This window comes from Bacteroides sp. AF20-13LB, assembly GCF_003603065.1.
Lineage (GTDB): Bacteria > Bacteroidota > Bacteroidia > Bacteroidales > Bacteroidaceae > Bacteroides > Bacteroides uniformis.
Genome location: NZ_QTMH01000001.1, coordinates 285,260 through 308,510 on the forward strand (window position 1 = coordinate 285,260; position 23,251 = coordinate 308,510).

11 protein-coding genes and 1 tRNA gene are annotated in these 23,251 nt (G+C 52.4%); all 12 read left to right on the forward strand.

Translation table 11 applies throughout. From position 1 onward, the window contains the following. The first annotated feature begins 7 nt into the window (after positions 1-7). The 12 genes from DWX62_RS01085 to DWX62_RS01145 all read left to right on the forward strand — a co-directional run bounded on the left by DWX62_RS01085 (position 8) and on the right by DWX62_RS01145 (position 23,247). On the forward strand, positions 8-1,024 hold the full coding sequence (locus tag DWX62_RS01085; protein ID WP_085931088.1) for a S41 family peptidase: 1,017 nt from the start codon (positions 8-10) through the stop codon (positions 1,022-1,024). A gap of 76 nt (positions 1,025-1,100) precedes the next feature. Then, positions 1,101-1,182, forward strand: a tRNA-Leu gene (locus DWX62_RS01090). A gap of 168 nt (positions 1,183-1,350) precedes the next feature. Then, positions 1,351-4,215 (forward strand): hypothetical protein, encoded by a 2,865-nt coding sequence (locus tag DWX62_RS01095; protein ID WP_005830320.1) that lies wholly within the window; start codon positions 1,351-1,353, stop codon positions 4,213-4,215. A 178-nt stretch (positions 4,216-4,393) separates the two neighbouring features. Further along, entirely contained in the window at positions 4,394-7,417 is a 3,024-nt protein-coding gene (locus tag DWX62_RS01100; RefSeq protein ID WP_005830322.1) for a TonB-dependent receptor, read from the forward strand. Between the two features lie 18 nt (positions 7,418-7,435). Beyond that, positions 7,436-8,986 carry a RagB/SusD family nutrient uptake outer membrane protein gene (locus DWX62_RS01105; protein ID WP_005830324.1) on the forward strand — a complete coding sequence of 517 codons (1,551 nt, stop codon included), beginning with the start codon at positions 7,436-7,438 and terminating at the stop codon, positions 8,984-8,986. Between the two features lie 12 nt (positions 8,987-8,998). Then, a complete protein-coding gene (locus DWX62_RS01110) occupies positions 8,999-11,098 on the forward strand; it encodes a family 43 glycosylhydrolase (protein WP_035447057.1) in 2,100 nt (699 codons plus the stop codon). Positions 11,099-11,115: 17 nt separating this feature from the next. Then, on the forward strand, positions 11,116-12,507 hold the full coding sequence (locus tag DWX62_RS01115; protein ID WP_035447059.1) for a glucoamylase family protein: 1,392 nt from the start codon (positions 11,116-11,118) through the stop codon (positions 12,505-12,507). A 119-nt stretch (positions 12,508-12,626) separates the two neighbouring features. Beyond that, positions 12,627-14,918, forward strand: coding sequence for a beta-glucosidase BglX (gene bglX / locus DWX62_RS01120; protein ID WP_005830329.1), 2,292 nt, complete (start codon positions 12,627-12,629; stop codon positions 14,916-14,918). A gap of 137 nt (positions 14,919-15,055) precedes the next feature. Next, positions 15,056-18,091, forward strand: coding sequence for a TonB-dependent receptor (locus DWX62_RS01125; RefSeq protein WP_035447064.1), 3,036 nt, complete (start codon positions 15,056-15,058; stop codon positions 18,089-18,091). A gap of 80 nt (positions 18,092-18,171) precedes the next feature. Continuing rightward, positions 18,172-19,692, forward strand: a complete 1,521-nt coding sequence (locus tag DWX62_RS01130) for a RagB/SusD family nutrient uptake outer membrane protein (protein WP_005830332.1) — start codon at positions 18,172-18,174, stop codon at positions 19,690-19,692. A gap of 315 nt (positions 19,693-20,007) precedes the next feature. Then, positions 20,008-22,344, forward strand: coding sequence for a beta-glucosidase BglX (gene bglX / locus DWX62_RS01140; protein WP_034525957.1), 2,337 nt, complete (start codon positions 20,008-20,010; stop codon positions 22,342-22,344). A 39-nt stretch (positions 22,345-22,383) separates the two neighbouring features. Further along, positions 22,384-23,247 (forward strand): endonuclease/exonuclease/phosphatase family protein, encoded by an 864-nt coding sequence (locus tag DWX62_RS01145; RefSeq protein WP_008662722.1) that lies wholly within the window; start codon positions 22,384-22,386, stop codon positions 23,245-23,247. The last annotated feature ends 4 nt before the right edge of the window (positions 23,248-23,251 follow it).

Below are 23,251 nucleotides of genomic sequence, written 5' to 3' on the forward strand. Positions count from 1 at the left end.
AATGTGCATGAAAAGAAGATATATTTTAATAATTTGGAGTATCCTACTCACGTTATTGCCCCTATTGAACGGATGTATTCGTGAGGAAGAGTTCGACAATACCCCACAAGGCAATTTCGAAGCCTTGTGGAAAATAATAGACGAACAGTACTGCTTCCTGGACTACAAGCAAATAGACTGGGATGCCATCCATGACAAGTACCAGCCACTCATTACCCCGGGAATGAGTTACGACGGTCTATTTGAAATATTAGGTAACATGCTTGCCGAGTTAAAAGACGGACATGTCAACTTGTACTCTTCTTCCAACATGGCGCGCTACTGGGACTGGTATCTGGATTATCCTCGTAACTTCAACGAAAGTATCATTGAAAAGTACCTGGGAAGAGACTACCGCATTGCTGGAGGCGCCAAATATACCATATTGGAGGACAACATAGGATATATCTATTACGGTGATTTCTCCAGCGGCATCGGAAACGGCAACCTGGATGAGATTCTGTTATACCTTTCCGCTTGTAACGGCCTGATTATCGACGTGCGCAACAATGGTGGCGGCAACCTGACAAACGCCACCCGAATGGCACAACGCTTCACGAATGAAAAAGTACTGACGGGATATATTCAGCACAAGACCGGCAAAGGCCATAGCGATTTTTCAGATCCGACTCCCATTTATGTGGAACCTTCCAACAGTATCCGCTGGCAAAAAAAGGTAATTGTCCTGACCAACCGTCATTCCTATAGTGCAACCAATGATTTTGTCAACTCCATGCGCTGTTTTCCCAATGTCACCCTGGTTGGTGACAAAACCGGCGGCGGGTCGGGCCTGCCATTCTCTTCGGAACTGCCCAACGGATGGGGGGTACGCTTTTCTGCCAGCCCGCACCTCGATGCCCAAAAACAGCATATCGAGTTCGGCATCGACCCGGACAAGAAAGTGGATATGAGCAAAGAAGATGAGAACAATGACTTGGACACCATCATTGAGGAAGCAAGAAAAATACTGAAAGTGACTTTCTAAAACGACTTTATCTACAAAACAATTTGCCAAAACGAAAATTCTTTCTATCTTTGCTCCCGCTAATCGGAATTATTCCGCGGATGTGGCGTAATTGGCAGCCGCGCCAGACTTAGGATCTGGTGCCGTGAGGCGTGTAGGTTCGAGTCCTATCATCCGCACAATCCCTATAATAAATTTCAAAAGACAAACAACTAAGAGGGGAGGATATTCATTAAGAAGCATCCTCCCTAACCGCTTCAAGTACCTTTTTTATCTCATCAAAACACAATATTTAGAATACTTATTGTATCTTTGCTTCCAAGAAACACTTCGATTAACCTGAAAAAATGAAACAAAATACGATAAGACCGATGCTTTTCAAGTATTGGGTAGTGTGCCTTCTATTGTTCATCCTCTTCATCCAGGCCAGGGCTTCTTCCTTCATGCCCGCCGTCACCAACTATCTTGCCAAAGACTATGAAGCCGGTTATCAGAACTGGGCATGTGCGCAAGGCAGCAACGGCGAAATGTATTTCGGCAACAGCCAGGGGCTCCTGGTATATGACGGTTATCGCTGGACTCTCCACAAAGTGCCGGGGAACCATATTGTCCGTTCGGTGTATGTGAAAGAAGACCGTATCTATGTGGGGGCATTCGAGGAATTCGGCTATTTCAAGTATTCGGAGGCAGGCACTCTCCGGTACCATTCTTTGAGCAAATTCCTGAAAAATTTCCCCATGGAGAACAACGAGATATGGAACATTGTAGAGCTGGACGGTCGCATCTACTTCCAGTCGTTCAGCGCCTGGTTCTCCTACGACGGGAAGATGGTACACGCTTTCCGCAACAGACAGCAACAGCCGCTCTACTTCTACACCCAAAACGGACATATCTACACACAGATGATTGATGAGGACTTCTATGAATTCGACGGCAAGGATTTCCTTCATCTCTTCCCCCGCAGCCAAGTGAACGATGACAATGTAGTGGCATTACTGCCCGACGGGGACGACAGCTTCCTGATGGTCACAGAGAATAACGGATTGTTCCGCTACAACGGTGACATCACCCCCTGGAAAACAGACATTGATGCAGAGCTGAAGAAACAGCGGGTGAACCGCGCCGTCATGACCAATGATTCCATATTCATGATAGGTACAGTCTTGAATGGCATATACGCCATCGACCGCAAAGGACATTGCCTCTGGCACTTCAATCTGGATAACCGTCTGGACAACAACACAGTCCTGGGCTTGTTCTGTGACAAAGACAACAACGTATGGGCAGCATTGGACGACGGCATCGCATACATCCACCACAACTCACCCGTCATGCTGCTGACTCCTGCCAACCATGAAACCAAACTGGGCATGGTGTACGACATAGCCCACCGGGGCGACTGTTTCTATCTGGCCACCAACCAGGGCTTGTACGAATACCACCAGGTTACCGAGAATCTGCGCCTGCTTCCCCATACTGAAGGACAGAACTGGTATGTGAAGGACATTGACGGGCAACTCTTTGCAGGCAACAATGCCCATACCTTATTAATAGGCGAAAAAGGGAATGTTTCCGTCATAAGCAATACCAACAGCAGTACGTGTCTGATAAAGTGCACCCTCTATGGCGAAGAGATACTGTTGGAATCATCCTACGCCAATTTGCGTATCTATAAAAAGAAGAACGGGCAATGGACCTTTTCGCATGTCATAGACGGCTTCATTGCACCGGTCATGCACTTGGAGGTGGACCAAAGCGGTGTCATCTGGGCTTCACACATGTATCAGGGAGTCTATAAAATAGTCTTGAGCGATGACTTGTCGGCTGTAAAAAGCGTACGGCACATCTCCCATTTAGGCTCGGAATATATCATCGGCCCTATCCAAGTAATGAAAATGCGAGGACGTATCGTCTTTTCCAGTCCCAACGGCTTCTATACCTATGACGACATCACCCGGCAGATTATCCCCTTCCAAAAGCTGAATGCCATTCTGCCTTACATCAGGAATGCTCATTCTGTGGTATCCGTCACGAACGACCGCTTCTGGCTGTCCGGTTCACATGAGTACGTACTGGTAGAGTACGCAGAAGGAGAGTACATCGTGAAGCAGCGCATCCTCATCGAACTGTTTGATTCTCCATGCATAGAGAACTACAACAATGTGTTCGTCGACAATGACGTTGTCTATTTTAATCTGAACAACGGAATCGCCAGTTACAGCAAAAACACAGACAGCCTCAGTCCTACTCTGGAGTCCGCCCTCTCACTGAGCTCGGTCACTGCTTCCTCTTCCGATAAAAAGGAGAAACGCCTGCCTCTGTCTGGAAATGTCGAACTGGAAAGCAATTACCGGGATTTGCTGTTCTCAGTAAGCCTGCCGCATTACAATAAATTGTCCGTACATTTCCATTATGTCCTGCAAGGAGGACAAGGCATGGCGCTGACATCGGACCTGAAAGAGCCCGAAATCCGCTACGGTAGCCTGGATTACGGAGAATACACATTCCAGGCAGAAGCCTATAATGATTTGGGACAGAAAATCGGTGAGGTGGAATATCATTTTGCCATAGCCCGCCCTTTCTACCTCTCCTATTATGCCTTTGCGCTCTATCTCATAGTTCTCACAGCGCTTGTCTACTTTTTCTCCAAGTGGCGCGCCAACCGTGCCATGGAAAAGAAACGGAAGGAGTATGAGGCAGAGCAGGTGCAGCAGAACATCAAGATGCGCGAGCAGGAGCATCTGATAACTCTGCAGCAACAGCAATTGCTGGAAGCCGAGTTGTCGGCAAAGAGTAAAGACCTTGCCAGCATGGCACTGGGTGTATTTGCCAAGAACGAGGTCCTGGAGAAACTTCGTACTGTCGTACAAGAGTCCCTGGTGAAAGGGCAATATGGACGCAAGAACCTCGAATCTCTGCTGAAGCTCATCAACGAAAACATCGAGACACAGGAATTTTGGGATGTATTCCAGAACAATTTCGACCTGATTCATGAGAAATTCTTCCGTAATTTGCGCGAACGTTATCCCAGTCTTACCGCTACCGACCTCCGTTTTTGTGCGCTGCTGCGCCTGAATCTTTCTACGAAAGACATTGCGCAAATGACCAACCTCACTATCCGGGGAGTAGAGGCAGCACGCTACCGTTTGCGCAAGAAACTGGATATCCCCGACGGAACGGGATTAGTGGATTTTCTCATCGACTTGAAATAAAGCGGCTACAAATCATTCAATCACAACAAACTGATTATTAGAAACAAGTAACACGAAAACGTAGTAAAACGGTACCCATTTTTACCCTAAACGTATTATCGTGGTAGTGTTTTTTTTTGCCTTACTTACCGTAATTACTTCCTTTGCCGGCAGAATTATTAACTCTTAAATTTAGTTTATGAGAAGGCAAACTTTATTTCTTCTATTCATGATTTTGTTCTCATTGCCACTGACAGTTTTGGCACAAGGAACAAAGACAGTTAAAGGAACTGTTGTTGATCAGAACAACGAACCGATTATTGGAGCCACGGTTGTAGTAAAAGGCTCTACTATTGGAGCAGCTACCGACCTCGACGGTAACTATGTACTGAACGGCGTCCCCGAAGACGCAACTCTCGTATTCAACTATTTGGGCATGTTGCCGCAGGAAATAAGCGCTGCGGGACAATCCGTCATTAATGTAAAGCTACGTGAAGATGCACAACTACTGGAAGAAGTTGTTGTTATCGGTTACGGTTCGGCCAAGGCGAAAGACCTGACGGCCCCGATTGACGTTGTCAAAGAGAAAGAACTTATCAATGTTCCTACCTCCTCCCCGATGGCAGCATTGCAGGGAAAGGTACCGGGTGTTAACATCATCAATTCGGGAACGCCGGGCGAAGGTCCTAAAGTGACCATCCGTGGTATGGGTTCCTTCGGTGACACCTCTCCTCTCTATGTAGTGGACGGAATGTTCTACGACAACATCAACTTCCTGAACAATTCCGACATTCAGGACATGACCATCTTGAAAGACGCATCCGCATCTGCCATCTACGGTGTACGCGCCGCCAACGGTGTTGTAATCATCACCACCAAGAAAGGAAGCCGCAACCAGGATGCCAAGATTACCTATAACGGTTATGTAGGTATTCAGAAAGCCACCAACCTGCTGGAGATGTGTAACTCTCACGAGTATGCCACCATGATGTTGGAAGCCAACCCGGAAGCTTACCGGTCGATTTTCGAAAAGTCAGTAGCCGAATTCGGAGGCAATATGGAAAACCTGCAATTCAATGCCGATACCAACTGGTATGACGAACTGTTGCGCACAGCCATGATGACCAATCACAGCTTGAATATCTCCGGTGGTACGGAAAAAGCGACCTACTCTGCCGGCATGAGCTATCTGGCACAAGACGGTATCATGGACGTGGAAAACTACTACCGCCGCTTGAACTTCCGTGCCGCCCTTGACTACGAAGCCCGCAAATGGCTGAAAGTAGGCTTCAACGGCGTATTCAGCAACTCGCAGCAGCAGCTTCCCAAGAATGCCGCATGGCAACAGGCATACAACACACCGTCTATCATCCCGGTGTATGATGACCGCCGCGACGATGCCGTATTCCCTAAGAAGTACACATCACCCGAGCAGGTGGGCTTGACCAACAACTTCAACAATCCGGTAGCCACTGCCAACTATTACGACAACCGGAACGAGACCTACCAAGTGCTGACCAACTTCTATGCACAGCTCAACCTCATCCCCGACAAGCTGAATATACGCAGTAGCTACAGCTACGACTACTCAATGATTCGCGGTTCTGAGTTCACTCCTACCTACTATGTAGGCACCAACCAGAAGAAAGAGGTTACCGAACTCACTAAAAAGAACACTAACTACTACAAATATATATGGGACAACGTGGCCACTTATACTGACAAGTGGGGCAAACACTCCTTTACCGGTATGCTGGGTGCATCCATGCGTCAAGAGCAATACCGCCTGCTCGAAGGTACCGCCACCAACGTGCCCGAAGGTGAGGACGTGTGGAAATACATCGCACTGGGCAACAAGGAAGGCGCTACGGTGAAAGACGACGGCTGGAAATACCGCGGTCTCTCCTATTTCACCCGACTGAATTACAACTACAACGACAAGTACATGTTGATGTTCACCTTCCGTGCCGACGGCTCGTCCAAGTACAACGACAAATGGGGCTACTTCCCCTCCATCGGTGCCGCATGGGTCATCTCCCAAGAACCGTTTATGAAGAACCAGAATATCTTCGACTACATGAAGCTGCGTGCCAGCTGGGGTAAGCTGGGTAACGACAAGATTGCTGCCAGTGCAGGCTTCGCAAGCATACAGAACGTACAGTCCGTATTCGGTCCCAATACCGCCATCGACGGATTCATCAACACCACCAACTTCAGCTGGCTGGGTTGGGAAGTAGTGAACGAAACCAACGTGGGCGTCAACTTCAGTACACTGAAGAACCGCTTGAACGCCGACATCGACTGGTACTACCGTCTGACTGACAACGCCGTGATTTCACCCAAGCTCCCGATGAGTGGCGAGCTGCTGGCCGGCAACAACGGACAGATTCTGAATACCGGTATCGACCTCTCCTTGAACTGGAACGACAAGATTGGCCAGGACTTCAATTACAACATCGGCGTCAATCTCTCTTATCTGCATAACGAAGTGAAAAGCCTAAAAGGAAACATGAAAATCATCAAAGGCGGAAAGACCGTGAATATGGTGGGCGAGACGATGAACTCATTCTATGGCTACAAGGTCATCGGCATCTACCAGACTCCTGAACAATGTGCTGCCGACCCCATCGCCGTGGCCAACGGACTGGAACCCGGCGACTTCATCTACGAGGACGTGAACGGCGACCATGTGATAGACGGAAACGACAAGCAGGTGTTGGGCTCATACGTGCCCAGCTTTACTTATGGCTTCAATGCCGGATTCTCTTATAAGAACTTCGACTTCAGCCTCACTACCTACGGACAAGCAGGCGGCGAACTGTGGAACCGTAAGCGTGCCCTGCGCTATGCAGCCGACTACTATAACTTTGACCGTGCACAGTATGAGAACCGCTGGACGGGTGCAGGCTCTACCAACGAACATCCGTCGGCCAAGGCTCTTCTCAAAACCTGGAACAAATCAGACAGTAACAACGCTTCCTATTTCGTAGAAAGCTCCGATTACTTCCGCATCCAGAACATCACGCTGGGCTACTCGTTCAAGAACTTGAAGATAGGCAGCTACGTGATGCCGGGACTCCGCCTCTCATTGACGGCCGACCGCCCCTTCACTACCTTCAAGGCCAACAGCTTCACACCTGAAGTGTCGGATGCCGAAGGTTGGGATACCGAAGTATACCCTCTGACTTCAACCTATACTTTCGGAGTGCAAATAGATTTCTAAACCCTAAAACGTAAAACAATGAAATTCTTAAAGAAAACATTCGCATATATACTTCCGGCCATGATGGTACTGGGAGGAGCTACCGCTTGCACCGATTTCATAGAAATCGATCCGGAGAACAAAGTTCCCGAACAAGGCGTGGACTTTACCAACAAGAACAATATGTACCAACCCGTAGTGGGTGCCTACTCCAAAGTACGCACACAGGGCATGCACTGGTGCAACGCACTATTGATGTTCACCCGCGACGGTGACGTGTGGTCGGGCCGTACCGATGACCAGGGCGATGCCGTGGCCTTCGGACGCAAGTTCAACTACAACAACTCATTCTGGGCACTGAACCAGGTATGGATGAACTTCTACGACATCATCCGCATCACCAATGCCGCCCTGCAAAGCCTCGACGGTTATGCCGAATATCTTGCTGCAGGAAGCGAAGATTACAAAACCTACGAATCCTATTGCGGCGAAGTACGTACCATCCGTGCATGGGCTTACTATTGTCTGGTGACCAATTTCGGTCCCACCGTCATCTACCGTGACAACCTGCAGACCGATTTTCGCCGTTCTACCGTAGAGGCCGTATATAATTATATGCTGGAAGATTTGAACTACGCCATCGACAAACTGCCCCGCATGCGTCCCAACCAGATGGAACACAAGGGAGCCGTGACAGCCTTCACCGCCCAAGCATTGGCCGCCCGCATCTATCTGCTGAAAGGAGACTATGCACAAGTGGAGACACTGACCGATGACATCATCAAGAACGGTGGATTCCGTCTCTACGACGACTTCTACCAGCTGTTCAAAATTCCCGGAAAGTTGTGTGACGAATCTTTGTTCGAATGCCAGGTAACAGACTACGGCAATGGTTCTGGCGATTACCTGGGCGTAGACCAATGGTTCAATTTCCAGGGTCCGAACATGGCAGAGAGGTATGATGAAGTAGTGAACGCAGACGGTACCATCAGCTACAAGCAAGCCGAAGGCACCAAGTCCATAGGCGGCTGGAATTTCATAGGCTATGAACCCGAGTTCGTGGCATGGGCCGAAGCCCGTGGCGAAGGTGTGCGTGCCGAAACTTCTTTCCTGAAAGCCCTGAGCAAGACGCGCGAGGGTTGGCAGGTAGGTCCCACATCGGCCACCAAGACCGACTGTTGGAACGGCAAAGGTTACCTTCCCTACAATCAGATGACTCTTCCACGTACGACCTACGGAGCCAACAACAATGTGCGTATCATCCGCTATGCCGAAGTGCTGCTGATGAACTCCGAAGCCAAAGTCAGACTGGGCAAGGATGGAGACGCAGGCTACAACGAAGTGCGCCGGCGTGCAGGCATGAGCACCAAAACCGGTGTTACCCTGAAAGACGTGATGGACGAACGCCGGATGGAGCTTTGCGGCGAATGGTGTGCCCGTTATGTGGACTTGGTGCGTACCGGCGATGCCGCCACCGTACTCGGTCCCAAAGGATGGACAGCAGAAAAGACTTATTGGCCCATACCAGCCAACCAGTTGGACGACCTTCCCGACCTGAAGCTGGAACCCATTGACGGAATTGCCGAATAAATCCGCTCCAATATGGTAAAAAGATTCCTAATCAGTTGTGGAATAGCCTTTGCCGCTCTGACGGCAAAGGCAACCCCTGACGATTCCATCAAAGTGGTGAAGGGGCAAGTCAGTGACTATTATATCACTGTAACCCAAGACCGTATCGTAAAAGGACACGTACTGGACACCAACCGCCAGCCACTCGCAGGCGCCACAGTCATGTTCTTCGCAAGTCCCATGCACAATACCACTGCCCACGACGGCAGCTTTGCCATCAAAGGAGCGAAGAACGACGTGCACCTGTATGTCTACTATCCCGGGAAAAAGATAGTGAACAGAATCCTGGCACTGGATGAAACCGATATTGAGGTAGTGATGGAAAAAGAGGTACACAAGGCAACCGCAATCCGCCGTCCCGCCCAGGCGACCCGGTGGTATGACCCACAGGCGCCTCTGTCGCGCACCTTCTGCAATCCGATGAACATCAGTTACAATTTCGAGCCTTTCAACAACAATGTGCGTCCCAACGGTTCGTTCCGTTCCTCTGCCGACCCGATGGCGGTGGAATACAAGGGAGAATACTTTCTGTTCTCCACCAACCAGGGCGGTTTTCACTATTCCAAGAACCTGGTGGATTGGGATTTCGTTCCTGCCGGCTTCCAACGCAAGCCTACGGACGACGACCAGTGCGCACCGGCAGCCTATGTAAGCGGTGACACGCTGTTCTATACCGGCTCCACCTACGAAGGCCTTGCCGTGTGGTACAGTACACACCCCAAAACGGGACGTTTCAAACGTGCCATCGAAAAGAATGTGCTTCCCACATGGGACCCCTGCATGTTTCTGGACGATGACGGCAGACTGTATATGTATTATGGCTCCAGCAATGAATATCCGCTAAAGGCGGTGGAACTGGACCGGAATGATTTCTATCCCATCAGCAAGATTCACGAAGTGATGATGCTCCGCCCCGAAGAACACGGCTGGGAACGTTTCGGCATGAACAATGACGATGAAGTGACACTCCGCCCATTCACAGAGGGCGCTTACATGACCAAACACAATGGCAAATATTATTTCCAATATGGTGCTCCGGGCACTGAATTCAAAGTCTATGCCGATGGCGTATATGTTTCGGATTCCCCGCTGGGCCCGTTTGTCTACCAGAAGCATAACCCGATGTGCTACAAGCCGGGCGGTTATGTGCAAGGTGCCGGTCATGGAGGCACGTTCTGCGACGTGAAAGGCAATTACTGGCACGTGGCCACCTGCATGCTCTCCCTGAAGTACAAGTTCGAACGCCGCATCGGTCTTTATCCGGTGGCTTTCGACAAGGATGGTGTCATGTATTCGTCCACTGCCTTCGGCGATTATCCCAACTGGGCAGAACCGATGGACGTAAAGAACCCTGCAGAGCGTTTCACGGGATGGATGCTTCTGTCCTACGGCAAACCGGTGGAGGTATCATCTACGGATAGCATCCATGCAGCTTCCAACCTGACGGACGAAAGTATGCGCACCTACTGGGCAGCCCGTTCCGGCAACCCTGGCGAATGGGCCGGGATAGACCTGGGCAGCACAAAGAATGTACGTGCCGTGCAGTTGAACTTCTACGACCATAAAGCGGTTCAATACAACCGTGCCATGGATATTTATCACCAATACCGTATTTTTGCTTCCGAAGACGGAAAAGAATGGACATTGGTCATAGACAAGAGCGACAGTGACAAGGATTGTCCGCACGACTACATCGAGCTCAACGAGCCGTTGCGTGCCCGTTATCTGAAATACGAGAATGTGCACATGCCTACGGGAAATGTCGCCTTGTCCGGCTTCCGCGTCTTCGGGAACGGTGACGGCGATGTCCCGCAAGCCGTGAAAGGACTGACTGTGAAACGTGACAGGAAAGACCGCCGGAATGCCCTTATCTCCTGGCAACCCGAAGCAAGCGCCTATGGCTACAACATCTACTACGGCACCGCCGAAGGCAAGATGTACAATGCCATCACGGTACTGGGACAGACGGAATATGACTTCCGCGGACTGGATGCGGACACGGACTATTACTTCACCATCGAGGCGCTGAACGAAAACGGCCGCTCGCCATTGTGCAAGACGACAAAAAATTAAACACAAGAAATAAAGATATGAAAAAACCAATAATGATACATGTGCTGGCTTTGTTCCTGATTTCCACATTGGCGAGCTGTGCATCCTGCTCTTCCGACTTGAAGGAAAACGGGAAAGAGAACGGAAAAGAGGAAAAGCCCGACACAGAGGAAGTACGTCCCGAATCATTCGCTTCGGATGACGAAATGCTTGATTACATCCAGAAGGTACATTTGAACTACATGTGGGACGGTGCGGAACCGACCTCCGGACTGGCACGCGAACGCATCCACCTGGATGGGGATTATCCCGAAAAGGACCAGAATGTTGTCACCACCGGCGGCAGCGGATTTGGTATAGCCGGACTGCTGGTAGGCATCGAACGCGGCTTCATCCCCAGGGAAGAAGGCGTGAAGCGCCTGACCAAGATTGCCGATTACCTGAAACGCGCCGACCGCTTCCACGGCGTATGGCCCCATTGGTTGTACGGCCCTACCGGCAAGGTGAAACCTTTCGGACAAAAAGATAACGGCGGAGACTTGGTGGAAAGCTGCTTCCTGATGCAAAGCTTGCTTTGCGTACGCCAATACTTCCGCGACGGCAACGAGCAGGAAAAGGCGCTGGCAGAGAAGATTAACCAATTGTGGAAAGAGATGGAGTTCAGCTGGTATCAGAATGGCAAGGATGTCATCTACTGGCACTGGTCTCCTGAATACAACTGGGAAATGAACTTCCCGCTGGAAGGCTACAACGAAGCATTGATTGTGTATGTGCTCGCAGCCTCCTCCCCCACTTATCCCGTTCCGGCTTCAGCCTACCACAACGGCTGGGCACGCGGCGGCGGCATCAAGTCCGACTCTGCCCCCTACGGCCTGCCTTTGGAATTGAAACACAACGGAGCCGAGAAACTGGGCGGTCCCTTGTTCTGGGCACAATACTCGCACATCGGTCTGGACCCGCGCAACCTGAGCGACCGCTATGCCAACTACTGGAACGTGGTGCGCAACCATGCCCTCTCCAACTACCGCTACTGCGTGGAGAATCCCAAACAATACAAAGGTTACGGCGAGGACTGCTGGGGACTGACCGCCAGCTACTCTACCAAAGGCTATGCAGCCCACTGCCCGGGCGACAACGACCATGGTGTCATCACACCGACAGCAGCCTTGTCCAGTTTTCCCTACACACCGGAGGAATCCATGCGTGCACTGAAGTATTTCTATTCCAAAGGCGACTGGATTTGGGGCAAGTACGGATTCTACGATGCCTTCTCCGAGGGAAGTGACTGGACGGTGCCCCGCTATCTTGCCATCGACCAATGCACCATTGCCCCGATGATTGAGAACTATCGTTCCGGCTTGTTGTGGAAACTCTTCATGAGCTGTCCCGAGGTTCAGGAAGGATTGCAGAAGCTGGGATTTAAGGCTTAGGGATTTACGATTGAAGTTAGTATGCGACATGATGGAGCAGCTAAGCTTAAGTTGAATTTCTATATCACTATTCCCCTCCCCCTTCAGGGGGCCGGAGGGGATAATCAAAATTATATCATATGAAGAAATACACATTATTAGCAGCCTTGGCTTTCTCTGCCCTCACCGTGACGGCAACGCCCAAAGAAAACACATCCCAAGGCAATCCGCAGGAGATGGATAAATTCATTACGGAGCTGATGGGCAAAATGACGCTGCACGAGAAAATCGGTCAGCTCAACCTGCCGGTAACGGGAAACATCGTCACCGGACAAGCCAAGAGCAGCGACGTTGCCGGTAAAATCCGCAACGGTGAAGTCGGAGGTCTGTTCAACCTGAAAGGCGTGAAGAACATCCGCGAAGTGCAGAAACTTGCCGTAGAGAACAGCCGCCTGGGCATCCCCTTGCTGTTCGGTATGGACGTGATTCACGGTTACGAAACGGTATTCCCCATCCCCTTGGCACTCTCGTGCAGTTGGGACATGGAGGCTATAGAGAAATCGGCCCGTATCGCCGCCATTGAGTCGAGTGCAGACGGTATCTGCTGGACGTTCAGCCCGATGGTGGACATCTGCCGCGATGCCCGTTGGGGACGTGTATCAGAAGGCAACGGTGAAGACCCCTTCCTGGGTTCAGCCATTGCACAAGCCATGATTCGCGGTTATCAGGGCAAGGATATGAGTGCCAACAACGAGATAATGGCTTGCGTAAAGCACTTCGCACTGTATGGCGCCGGAGAAGCCGGCCGCGACTACAACACGGTGGATATGAGCCGCAACCGTATGTTCAACGAATACTTCCCTCCCTACAAGGCTGCCGTAGAAGCCGGTGTGGGTAGCGCAATGACCTCCTTCAATGAAATTGACGGAGTACCCGCCACTGCCAACCACTGGCTGCTGACCGACGTACTGCGCAACCAATGGGGCTTCGACGGCTTCGTGGTGACAGACTATACAGCCATCTCCGAAATGATAGACCACGGAATCGGCGACCTGCAGGAAGTATCCGCACGTGCCTTGACCGCCGGAACAGACATGGACATGGTAGCCGACGGATTTATCGGCACACTGGAAAAATCCCTGAAAGAAGGCAAAGTGACTGAGGCCGACATTGACAAAGCCTGCCGACGCATCCTAGAAGCCAAATACAAGCTGGGACTGTTTGCCAATCCGTATAAATACTGCGACGTGAAGCGTGCCGAAAAAGAAGTGTTCACTCCCGAACACCGTTCCATCGCCCGCCAGATTGCCACAGAGACATTCGTACTGCTGAAGAACCAGGACAATCTGCTGCCCTTGCAACGCAAAGGCAATATCGCCTTGATTGGCCCGCTTGCCAACACCCGTGCCAACATGCCGGGCACTTGGAGTGTGGCAGCCACAGCAGACAAATACAGCACCCTGCTGGAAGGTTTCAAGAATTCTGTCGGCTCCAAGGCCAACATTCTCTATGCACAAGGCAGCAACCTGATGTACGATGCCGACTACCAGACACGCGCCACGATGTTCGGCCGTGAACTGCCCCGTGGCAATGACCAAGAACTGCTGGACGAAGCCCTGAAAGTAGCCGCACAAGCCGATGTCATTGTAGCCGCCCTCGGCGAGTCCTCCGAGATGAGTGGTGAGAGCAGTAGCCGTTCCGAACTGGAAATGCCGGACGCACAGCGCCACCTGCTGGAAGCATTGCTGAAAACGGGCAAACCCGTAGTATTGGTATTGTTCTCCGGACGTCCCGTAGTGCTGACTTGGGAGAATGAAAATGTTCCTGCCATCCTGAATGTATGGTTCGGAGGTAGTGAAGCTGCAGACGCCATTGCCGACGTAGTGTTCGGAGACGTTTGCCCCAGCGGTAAGCTGACCACCACTTTCCCGCAGAATGTGGGCCAGTTGCCTATGGCATACAACCACAAGAATACCGGCCGTCCTCTGAAAGAAGGCAAATGGTTCGAGAAGTTCCGCAGCAACTACCTGGATGTGAGCAACGACCCGCTGTATCCTTTCGGCTATGGCTTGAGCTACACCACCTTCCAGTACAGTGACATCACGCTCAGCTCCAAGCAACTGAATGCGGACGGCAAGCTGACCGCTTCCGTAACCGTAACCAATACGGGTAACTACGATGCAGATGAAATCGTACAGCTCTATATCCGCGACTTGGTGGGCAGCATTACCCGCCCCGTGAAAGAGCTGAAAGGCTTCGAGCGCATCCACCTGAAAAAAGGCGAAAGCAAGCAGGTGACCTTCACCATTACCCCCGAATTGCTGAAGTTCTACAACTACGACATACAGTATGTATACGAACCCGGCGAGTTCCATGTAATGATTGGACCCAACAGCCGCGATGTAAAGACTACGAGTTTTGAGTTGAAATAGGTATAGTTTTGCTTTTAGGTAAGAGGGCAGTCCGCGAAAACCGGGCTGCCCTTTTTTAACACCGTCACCAAATCTTTTTTGCATTTTGATTGTTCAGAGGAGAAACTGAATGATTTATCCACTAAAAAATCAATGTAATGAAGAAGAACCTAAACCTTCCCAAGAAGAAAACCGGAAGACTGAGAAACCTATTTCTGACGGTGTGCCTGCTGGCAAGTGTCGCCGCATCGGCGCAGGAGAAAACAGTAACCGGTACCGTGACCGATGCCCTGGGTGACCCGCTGATTGGTGCCACCGTATTGGTGCAGGGAACCTCCAATGGCGTGATTACCGACATAGACGGCCGGTACTCCATCCAGGCCACCCCGGAGAACACATTGGATTTTTCCTATGTAGGCATGGTGAAGCAAGCTGTCAAGGTAGGCAGCCAGTCGGTAATCAACGTCCAGATGAAAGACGACTCGCAGATGCTGGCCGAAACCGTTGTCATCGGTTATGGCAGCGCCAAGAAGCGAGACCTTACGGGCTCCATCACCAACATTAAAGGCGACGAAATCGCCAACAAGCCGGTGGTCAACCCCGTATCCGCACTGCAAGGAAAGATTGCCGGCGTGCAGGTGATAAACTCCGGCAAGGCAGGCTCCGACCCGGAAATCCGTGTACGCGGAACAAACTCCATCAACGGCTACAAGCCACTCTATGTGGTGGACGGACTGTTCAACGACAACATCAACTTCCTGAATCCGCAGGACATCGAATCCATGGAGATACTAAAAGACCCGTCGTCGCTCGCCATCTTCGGTGTGCGCGGTGCCAACGGCGTGATTATCATCACCACCAAGAAGGCGAAAGAGGGACAGACACGCGTCAATATCAACGGCTCGTTCGGTTTCAAGTCCGTCACCGACAAAATTGCACTGACGGATGCCGAAGGCTTCAAACTGCTGTACAACGAACAGTTGAGGAATGAAGGCAACCCGGAATACAACTTCTCGGACTGGACGGGAAACACCAACTGGCAGGATGAAATCTTCCAGACTGGGTTCATCACCAACAACAACATCAGCATCACGGGTGCCTCGGACAAGAACAGCTTCTATCTCGGTGCGGGCTATGCCTACGAACAAGGCAACATCAAGCACGAGAAGTACAGCAAGATTACGCTGAACATCAGCAACGACTATAAAGTGACGGACAACCTCAAGGTAGGTTTTCAATTCAACGGGGCACGCATGCTGCCCGCCGACACGAAGAGTGTGGCTACAGCCCTGCGCGCAGCTCCGGTGGCGCATGTATTCAACTCCGAGTACGGCCTCTACACCTCACTGCCCGGATTCCAGAAGGCACAGATGAACAACCCGATGGTGGACGTAGACCTGAAGGCGAATACCACGAAAGCCGAGAACTACCGTGGCTCGGGCAACGTGTACGGGCAATGGGATTTCCTGAAACACTTCCAGTTCAAGGCCATGTTCTCCCTGGACTATGCCTCGAACAGCACACGGACATACACCCCGGTTATCCAGGTATATGACGCAAGCGTCGAGGGAGACATAGCCACGCTGGGCAACGGCAAGACCGGAGTGTCCCAAGCCAAAGAAACGGAAATGAAGGTACAGAGCGACTATCTGCTGACCTACACCAACTCCTGGGGAGACCACAGCGTGACGGCCACAGCCGGTTTCACCACCTACTACAACAAGCTCGAGAATCTGAACGGCGCCCGTACCCAAGGGGTAGGCCTGGTCATTCCGGACAATCCCGACAAATGGTACGTAAGTATCGGCGACGCAGCCACCGCCACCAACGGCAGTACGCAGTGGGAGCGCTCCACCGTGTCCGTGCTGGCACGCGTGCTCTACAACTACAAGGGCAAGTACCTGTTCAACGGCTCCTACCGCCGCGACGGTTCTTCCGCCTTCTCCTACACCGGCAACCAGTGGCAGAACTTCTACTCCGTCGGCCTGGGCTGGCTGATGAGCGAGGAAGCATGGATGAAGGACATCACCTGGCTGGATATGCTGAAACTGAAAGGCTCATGGGGCACACTGGGCAACCAGAACCTGGACCGCGCCTATCCCGCCGAACCGTTGCTGACGAATGCCTACTCCGCCGTGTTCGGCACCCCGTCTGCCATCTATCCGGGCTACCAGCTTGCCTACCTGCCCAACCCCAAACTGCGCTGGGAGAAGGTGGAAGCCTGGGAAGCCGGTGCAGAAGCCAACTTCCTCCGCAACCGCCTGCACTTTGAAGGGGTGTACTACAAGAAGAAAACCAAAGACCTGCTGGCCGAAGTGCCGGGCATCTCGGGCACCGTACCGGGTATCGGAAACCTTGGCTCCATCGAGAATTCGGGCGTAGAGCTTGCCTTGAGCTGGCGCGACCGGATAGGCGACTGGAACTACAACATCGGAATGAACCTTGCCACCATCAAGAACAAGGTACTGAGCCTCGTGCAGGAAGGCTACTCCATCATAGCCGGAGACAAGCAGCAGAGCTACACAATGGCAGGATACCCCATCGGCTACTTCTACGGCTACAAGGTGGAAGGCGTCTACCAGACCCAGGAGGAGATTGAGCACTCTCCCAAGAACACACTGGCAACCGTCACCCCGGGCGACCTGAAATTCCGCGACGTGAACGGTGACGGTGAAATCACCACGGCAGACCGTACGATGATTGGTAATCCTACACCCGATGTCACCTACGGCTTCACGCTCGGCCTGGGCTACAAGAACTGGGAGCTTGCCGTTGACATGATGGGACAAGGCGGCAATCAGATTTACCGTACCTGGGACAACTACAACTGGAGCCAGTTCAACTTTATGGAGCAACGCATGGACCGCTGGCACGGTGAAGGGACCAGCAACACCCAGCCGCTGCTGAACACCAAGCATACCATCAACAATCTGAACTCCGAGTATTACATAGAGGACGGCTCGTTCTTCCGCATCCGTAACGTGTCGCTGGCATACAACTTCGACAAGGCGCTGATTTCGAAGATAGGCATGCAGGCGCTGAAGCTCTACGTGAACATACAGAACCTGAAGACGTGGAAGCACAACACCGGATATACCCCGGAACTGGGCGGAAGTGCCATCGCCTTCGGGGTGGACGACGGCAGTTATCCGATGCCGGCGATTTATACGTTCGGATTTAATCTGACGTTCTAAAAGCCTCTCCCCTAAAAAAGAGTAACTTCAAACCTCCCCCGACTCCTTCAAAGGGAACGGGGAATGAAAAATATAAATTTATGAAACTGATAAAATACATATTTACATTGCTGGTGGGTGCAACAGCCCTCTCACTGACATCCTGCAACGACTTCCTGGACCGCGATCCGCTGGGGCAGTTCACGGAAGATGACTCTCCCAACGCCCTTGTAGGCGGGAAGATATTCAACGTCTACTACCTGATGCGCTCGTACGACATCACTGCCGGTATTCCTGCTTTTATGGTGCACATGGTGCGCAGCGAGGACTCCGAGAAAGGCAGTGACGCCGGCGACGGCAGCAACGAGGCCGCCATGTGGGACGACTTCGAATACACTGCCTCCAACGGGCCGCTCAGCGCCTATTGGGGACAGAACTACAAAATCATCTACCAGTGCAACGAAATCCTGGACGACATTGAGAAGAGCGGACACAAGGACGACACCGAAGCCATCCGCAACCGCGGCGAAGCGCTCTTCTTCCGTGCCTGGTGCTACTTCAACCTGGTACGCGCCTTTGGCGAAGTGCCGCTGGTCACCATCAAGGTAGTGGAAGCCTCCGATGCCAACGTGCCCAAGACCACGGCGGAAAAGATATACGAACAGATTGACAAAGACCTGACCGAAGCCGAAGAATGCCTGCCCCTGCGGTGGGACAGCGACTATACGGGACGGCTGACCTGGGGCGCCGCACGCTCCCTGCACGCACGCACCTATATGATGCGGAACGATTGGGACAATATGTACACAGCCTCCACCGAAGTGATAAAGTCGGGCATCTACAACCTGAATACACCGGTCGACAAAGTCTTCACCGTAGAAGGGGAAAACTGCGGCGAGAGCATCTTCGAACTGCAATGCGAAGCCACCGATGCCATGAAAGAGGATGCCAGCATCGGCAGCCAGTTCTGCCAGGTGCAAGGGGTGCGCGGAGCCGGCGAGTGGGACCTGGGATGGGGCTGGCACATGGCCACCAAACTGATGGGAGAAGCCTTTGAGCCGGGCGACCCGCGCCGGAACGCCACATTGCTCTACTTCCGCCGCAGCACGGACGAGCCCATCACACCGGAGAATACCAACCAGCCTTATGGCGAGTCACCCGTATCCACCGCCATGGGTGCCTACTTCAACAAGAAGGCCTACACGGACCCGACACTGCGCCGCAAGTACAGCCGTATGGGTTTCTGGGTAAACATCCGCCTCATCCGCTATCCGGACGTGCTGCTGATGGCTGCCGAAGCCGCCAACGAGAAAGGGCTGACGGGCGAAGCCGCCGGGTATCTGGAACAAGTACGCGCCCATGCCCGCGGCACACTGGCAGACGTGCTTCCGAAGGTAGAATCTGCCAGCCAGTCTGTGCTGCGTGACGCCATTCGCCACGAACGCCGCGTAGAGCTGGCACTGGAACCCGACCGCTTCTACGACCTCGTGCGCTGGGGCATTGCCAAAGAAGTGCTGCAAGCTGCCGGAAAGAATTACCAGGACAAGAATGCGCTGCTGCCTCTGCCCCAGACAGAGATAGACAAATCGAACGGAGTACTGGTACAGAACCCCGACTATTGATACCCGGCCAAAGGAAACAGCCGACCCAATCAATGGCAAAAGGTCTGTTTTATAACTTGCTATCAATCAAAGCATTGCTACTGCAAAGAGCTGCAAACTTTTTGCAGTGGCACTGCAAAAGTGTTGCAGTAGCACTGCACAACAGTTGCAGTGTCGCTGCAAAGCAGTTGCAGTAGCGCTGCAAATCGTTTGCAGTATCACTGCAGAGAAATTGCAGCACCGTTGCAAAGAAGTCATAGCGCCACTGCAATAGAGTGACGGCAATCTAAAAACAATGAAGGGAACATACTTACAAACAATTAATTCAATATGAATATGAAGAAAATTTTCAAGAGAACAAGTCTGCTGCTCGCGACCGCTTTAATAGGTGTCACCGCCACCGTGCAGGCGCAGAAATCTCCGCAGGACATGGACCGCTTCATCGACGCACTGATGCGCCGGATGACTGTGGAAGAGAAAATCGGCCAGCTCAACCTGCCCGTGACCGGAGAGATCACTACCGGTCAGGCAAAGAGCAGCGACGTGGCCAAGAAGATTGAGCAGGGGCTCGTGGGAGGGCTTTTCAATCTGAAAGGAGTGGCCAAGATACGCGACGTACAGAAACTGGCCGTAGAGAATTCCCGCCTGGGCATCCCCCTACTGTTCGGCATGGATGTGATACATGGCTATGAGACCATCTTCCCCATCCCCCTCGGCCTCTCCTGCACGTGGGATATGGCAGCCATCGAGCAGTCTGCCCGCATAGCCGCTACAGAAGCCAGTGCCGACGGTATCTCATGGACATTCAGTCCGATGGTAGACATCAGCCGTGACCCACGCTGGGGACGTGTATCCGAAGGGTCGGGAGAAGACCCGTTCCTCGGAGGTGCCATCGCCCGCGCCATGGTGTTGGGGTATCAGGGAAAAGACCCGGACGACCAACTGAAACGGAACGACGAAATCATGGCATGCGTCAAGCACTTCGCACTGTACGGTGCCGGAGAAGCCGGACGCGACTACAACACGGTAGACATGAGCCGCAACCGCATGTTCAACGAATACATGTACCCCTATGAAGCAGCCGTCCGCGCCGGAGTGGGTAGTGCGATGGCCTCCTTCAACGAAGTGGACGGCGTGCCCGCCACCGCCAACCACTGGCTGATGACAGATGTACTGCGCAAACAATGGGGCTTCAACGGTTTTGTGGTGACCGACTTTACCGGTATCTCCGAAATGGTGGAACACGGAATCGGCAACCTGCAGACCGTTTCCACCCGTGCGCTCAACGCCGGTGTGGACATGGATATGGTGAGCGAAGGTTTCGTAGGCACGTTGAAAAAGTCGCTCACCGAAGGCAAAATAACCATGAAGACGCTGGATGCAGCCTGCCGCCGCATCCTTGAAGCGAAATACAAGTTAGGGCTGTTCGATGACCCTTACAAATACTGCGACCTCAGCCGTCCCGCACGCGACATCTTCACCCGCGAGCACCGCGCCGCTGCCCGCCGGATTGCCGCCGAAAGCTTTGTGCTGCTGAAAAACGAACCTTTTGAGGGACAAGGCAAGAAGTCTTCTCGTCCCGTCCTTCCCTTAGAGAAGCAAGGCACCGTCGCCGTCATCGGCCCCCTGGGCAATACCCGCAGCAACATGCCCGGTACCTGGAGTGTTGCCGCACGCCTGGACGACTATCCCTCTCTGTACGAAGGATTGAAGGAGATGACAGCCAGCCGGGTGAACATCACCTACGCCAAAGGTAGCAACCTCATCAGTGATGCAGCCTACGAGGAACGCGCCACCCTATTCGGCCGTTCGCTGAACCGGGACAACCGTACGGATAAGAAACTGTTGGACGAAGCTTTGAAGGTGGCCTCCGGTGCCGACGTGATTGTAGCCGCCCTGGGCGAGTCTTCCGAAATGAGCGGTGAAAGCTCGAGCCGTACCGACCTCGGCATCCCCGACGTGCAACGCACCCTGCTGGAGGCCTTGCTGAAGACCGGCAAGCCCGTTGTACTAACCCTCTTCACCGGCCGGCCGCTGACGCTCACCTGGGAGCAGGAACATGTGCCCGCCATCTTGAACGTATGGTTCGGTGGCAGCGAAGCGGCCTATGCCATTGGCGACGTGCTGTTCGGCGACGTGAACCCAAGCGGTAAGCTGACCATGACTTTCCCGAAAAACGTGGGGCAGATACCCTTGTTCTACAACCATAAGAATACCGGACGACCGCTGGCAGAAGGCAAATGGTTCGAGAAGTTTCGCAGCAACTATCTGGATGTGGACAATGAGCCGCTGTATCCCTTCGGCTACGGTCTCTCGTACACCACTTTCCGGTACAGCGACATCGCCCTCAGTACCCCGGTCATGGGACAAAATGGCTCCACCACTGCCGTAGTCACCGTGACCAATACCGGCAAGCGTGACGGCGCAGAAGTCGTGCAGCTCTATATCCGCGACCTCGTAGGCAGCATTACCCGCCCCGTACGCGAGCTGAAAGGCTTTGAAAAGGTGTTCCTGAAAGCGGGCGAAAGCAAGACCGTATCCTTCAAGATTACCCCTGAGCTGCTCCGCTTCTACGACTACGACCTCAACCACGTGGCCGAGCCGGGAGATTTCGATGTGATGATAGGTGGCAGCAGCCAGGCAGAAAAGACAGCCCGACTGACACTGAAATAAAATAAAATATTTAATATTGCACTCTAAAAACAAGAAAACATGAGATATACTACTTTACTCCTTTGTTTTTGCAGCATTCTGCTCCTTGGCAGCTGCAAGAGCCAGCCCTCCGCACAGAACGGACAGCCGCTGGAAGTGATGACGTTCAATGTCCGCCTGGATATTCCTTCGGACAGTGTAAACAACTGGAATTACCGCAAGGGTGACGCCTGCCGTATGATAGCCTACTACAGCCCCGACTTGCTGGGCATGCAGGAAGTGCTTCACAACCAAATGGAAGACCTAAAACGCGGGCTGCCGCAATACACAGCACTCGGTGTGGGGCGCGACGACGGCAAGGAAGCAGGCGAATACTGCCCGATATTCTTCCGGACCGACCGGTTTACACTGGTGGAATACGGCAATTTCTCCCTCAGCGAGCAACCCGAAACTATCGGCATCAAGGGCTGGGACGCTTCCTACAACCGTGTCACCACCTGGGCGATACTGCAGGAAAAGAACAACGGACAAAAGTTTGTATATTTCAACACCCATCTGGACAACGACGGAAAGACAGCCCGCAAAGAGGGCGTGCAACTCATTCTCGACAAAATCAAGGAGATAGCACCGGACATGCCCGCCATCATCACCGGTGACTTTAACTGTACGCCCGGTGAAGAACCTCTGCAAACGCTGGAAAAGGGAGGAATGGAAAATGCCGCAAAGACAGCTGCCGTCACCTACGGTCCGTCCTGGTCTTTCCATGACTTCGGCCGTCTGCCGGTGGAGGAACGCGTACTGCTGGACTATGTCTTCGTGACCAAAGGCGCAAAGATAGACCGCTACCGCGTTATCCAAGACAAACCGGAGAACAGCTACCTTTCCGACCACTGTCCTATACTTGTTGAATTGACCGTGCAATGAATAT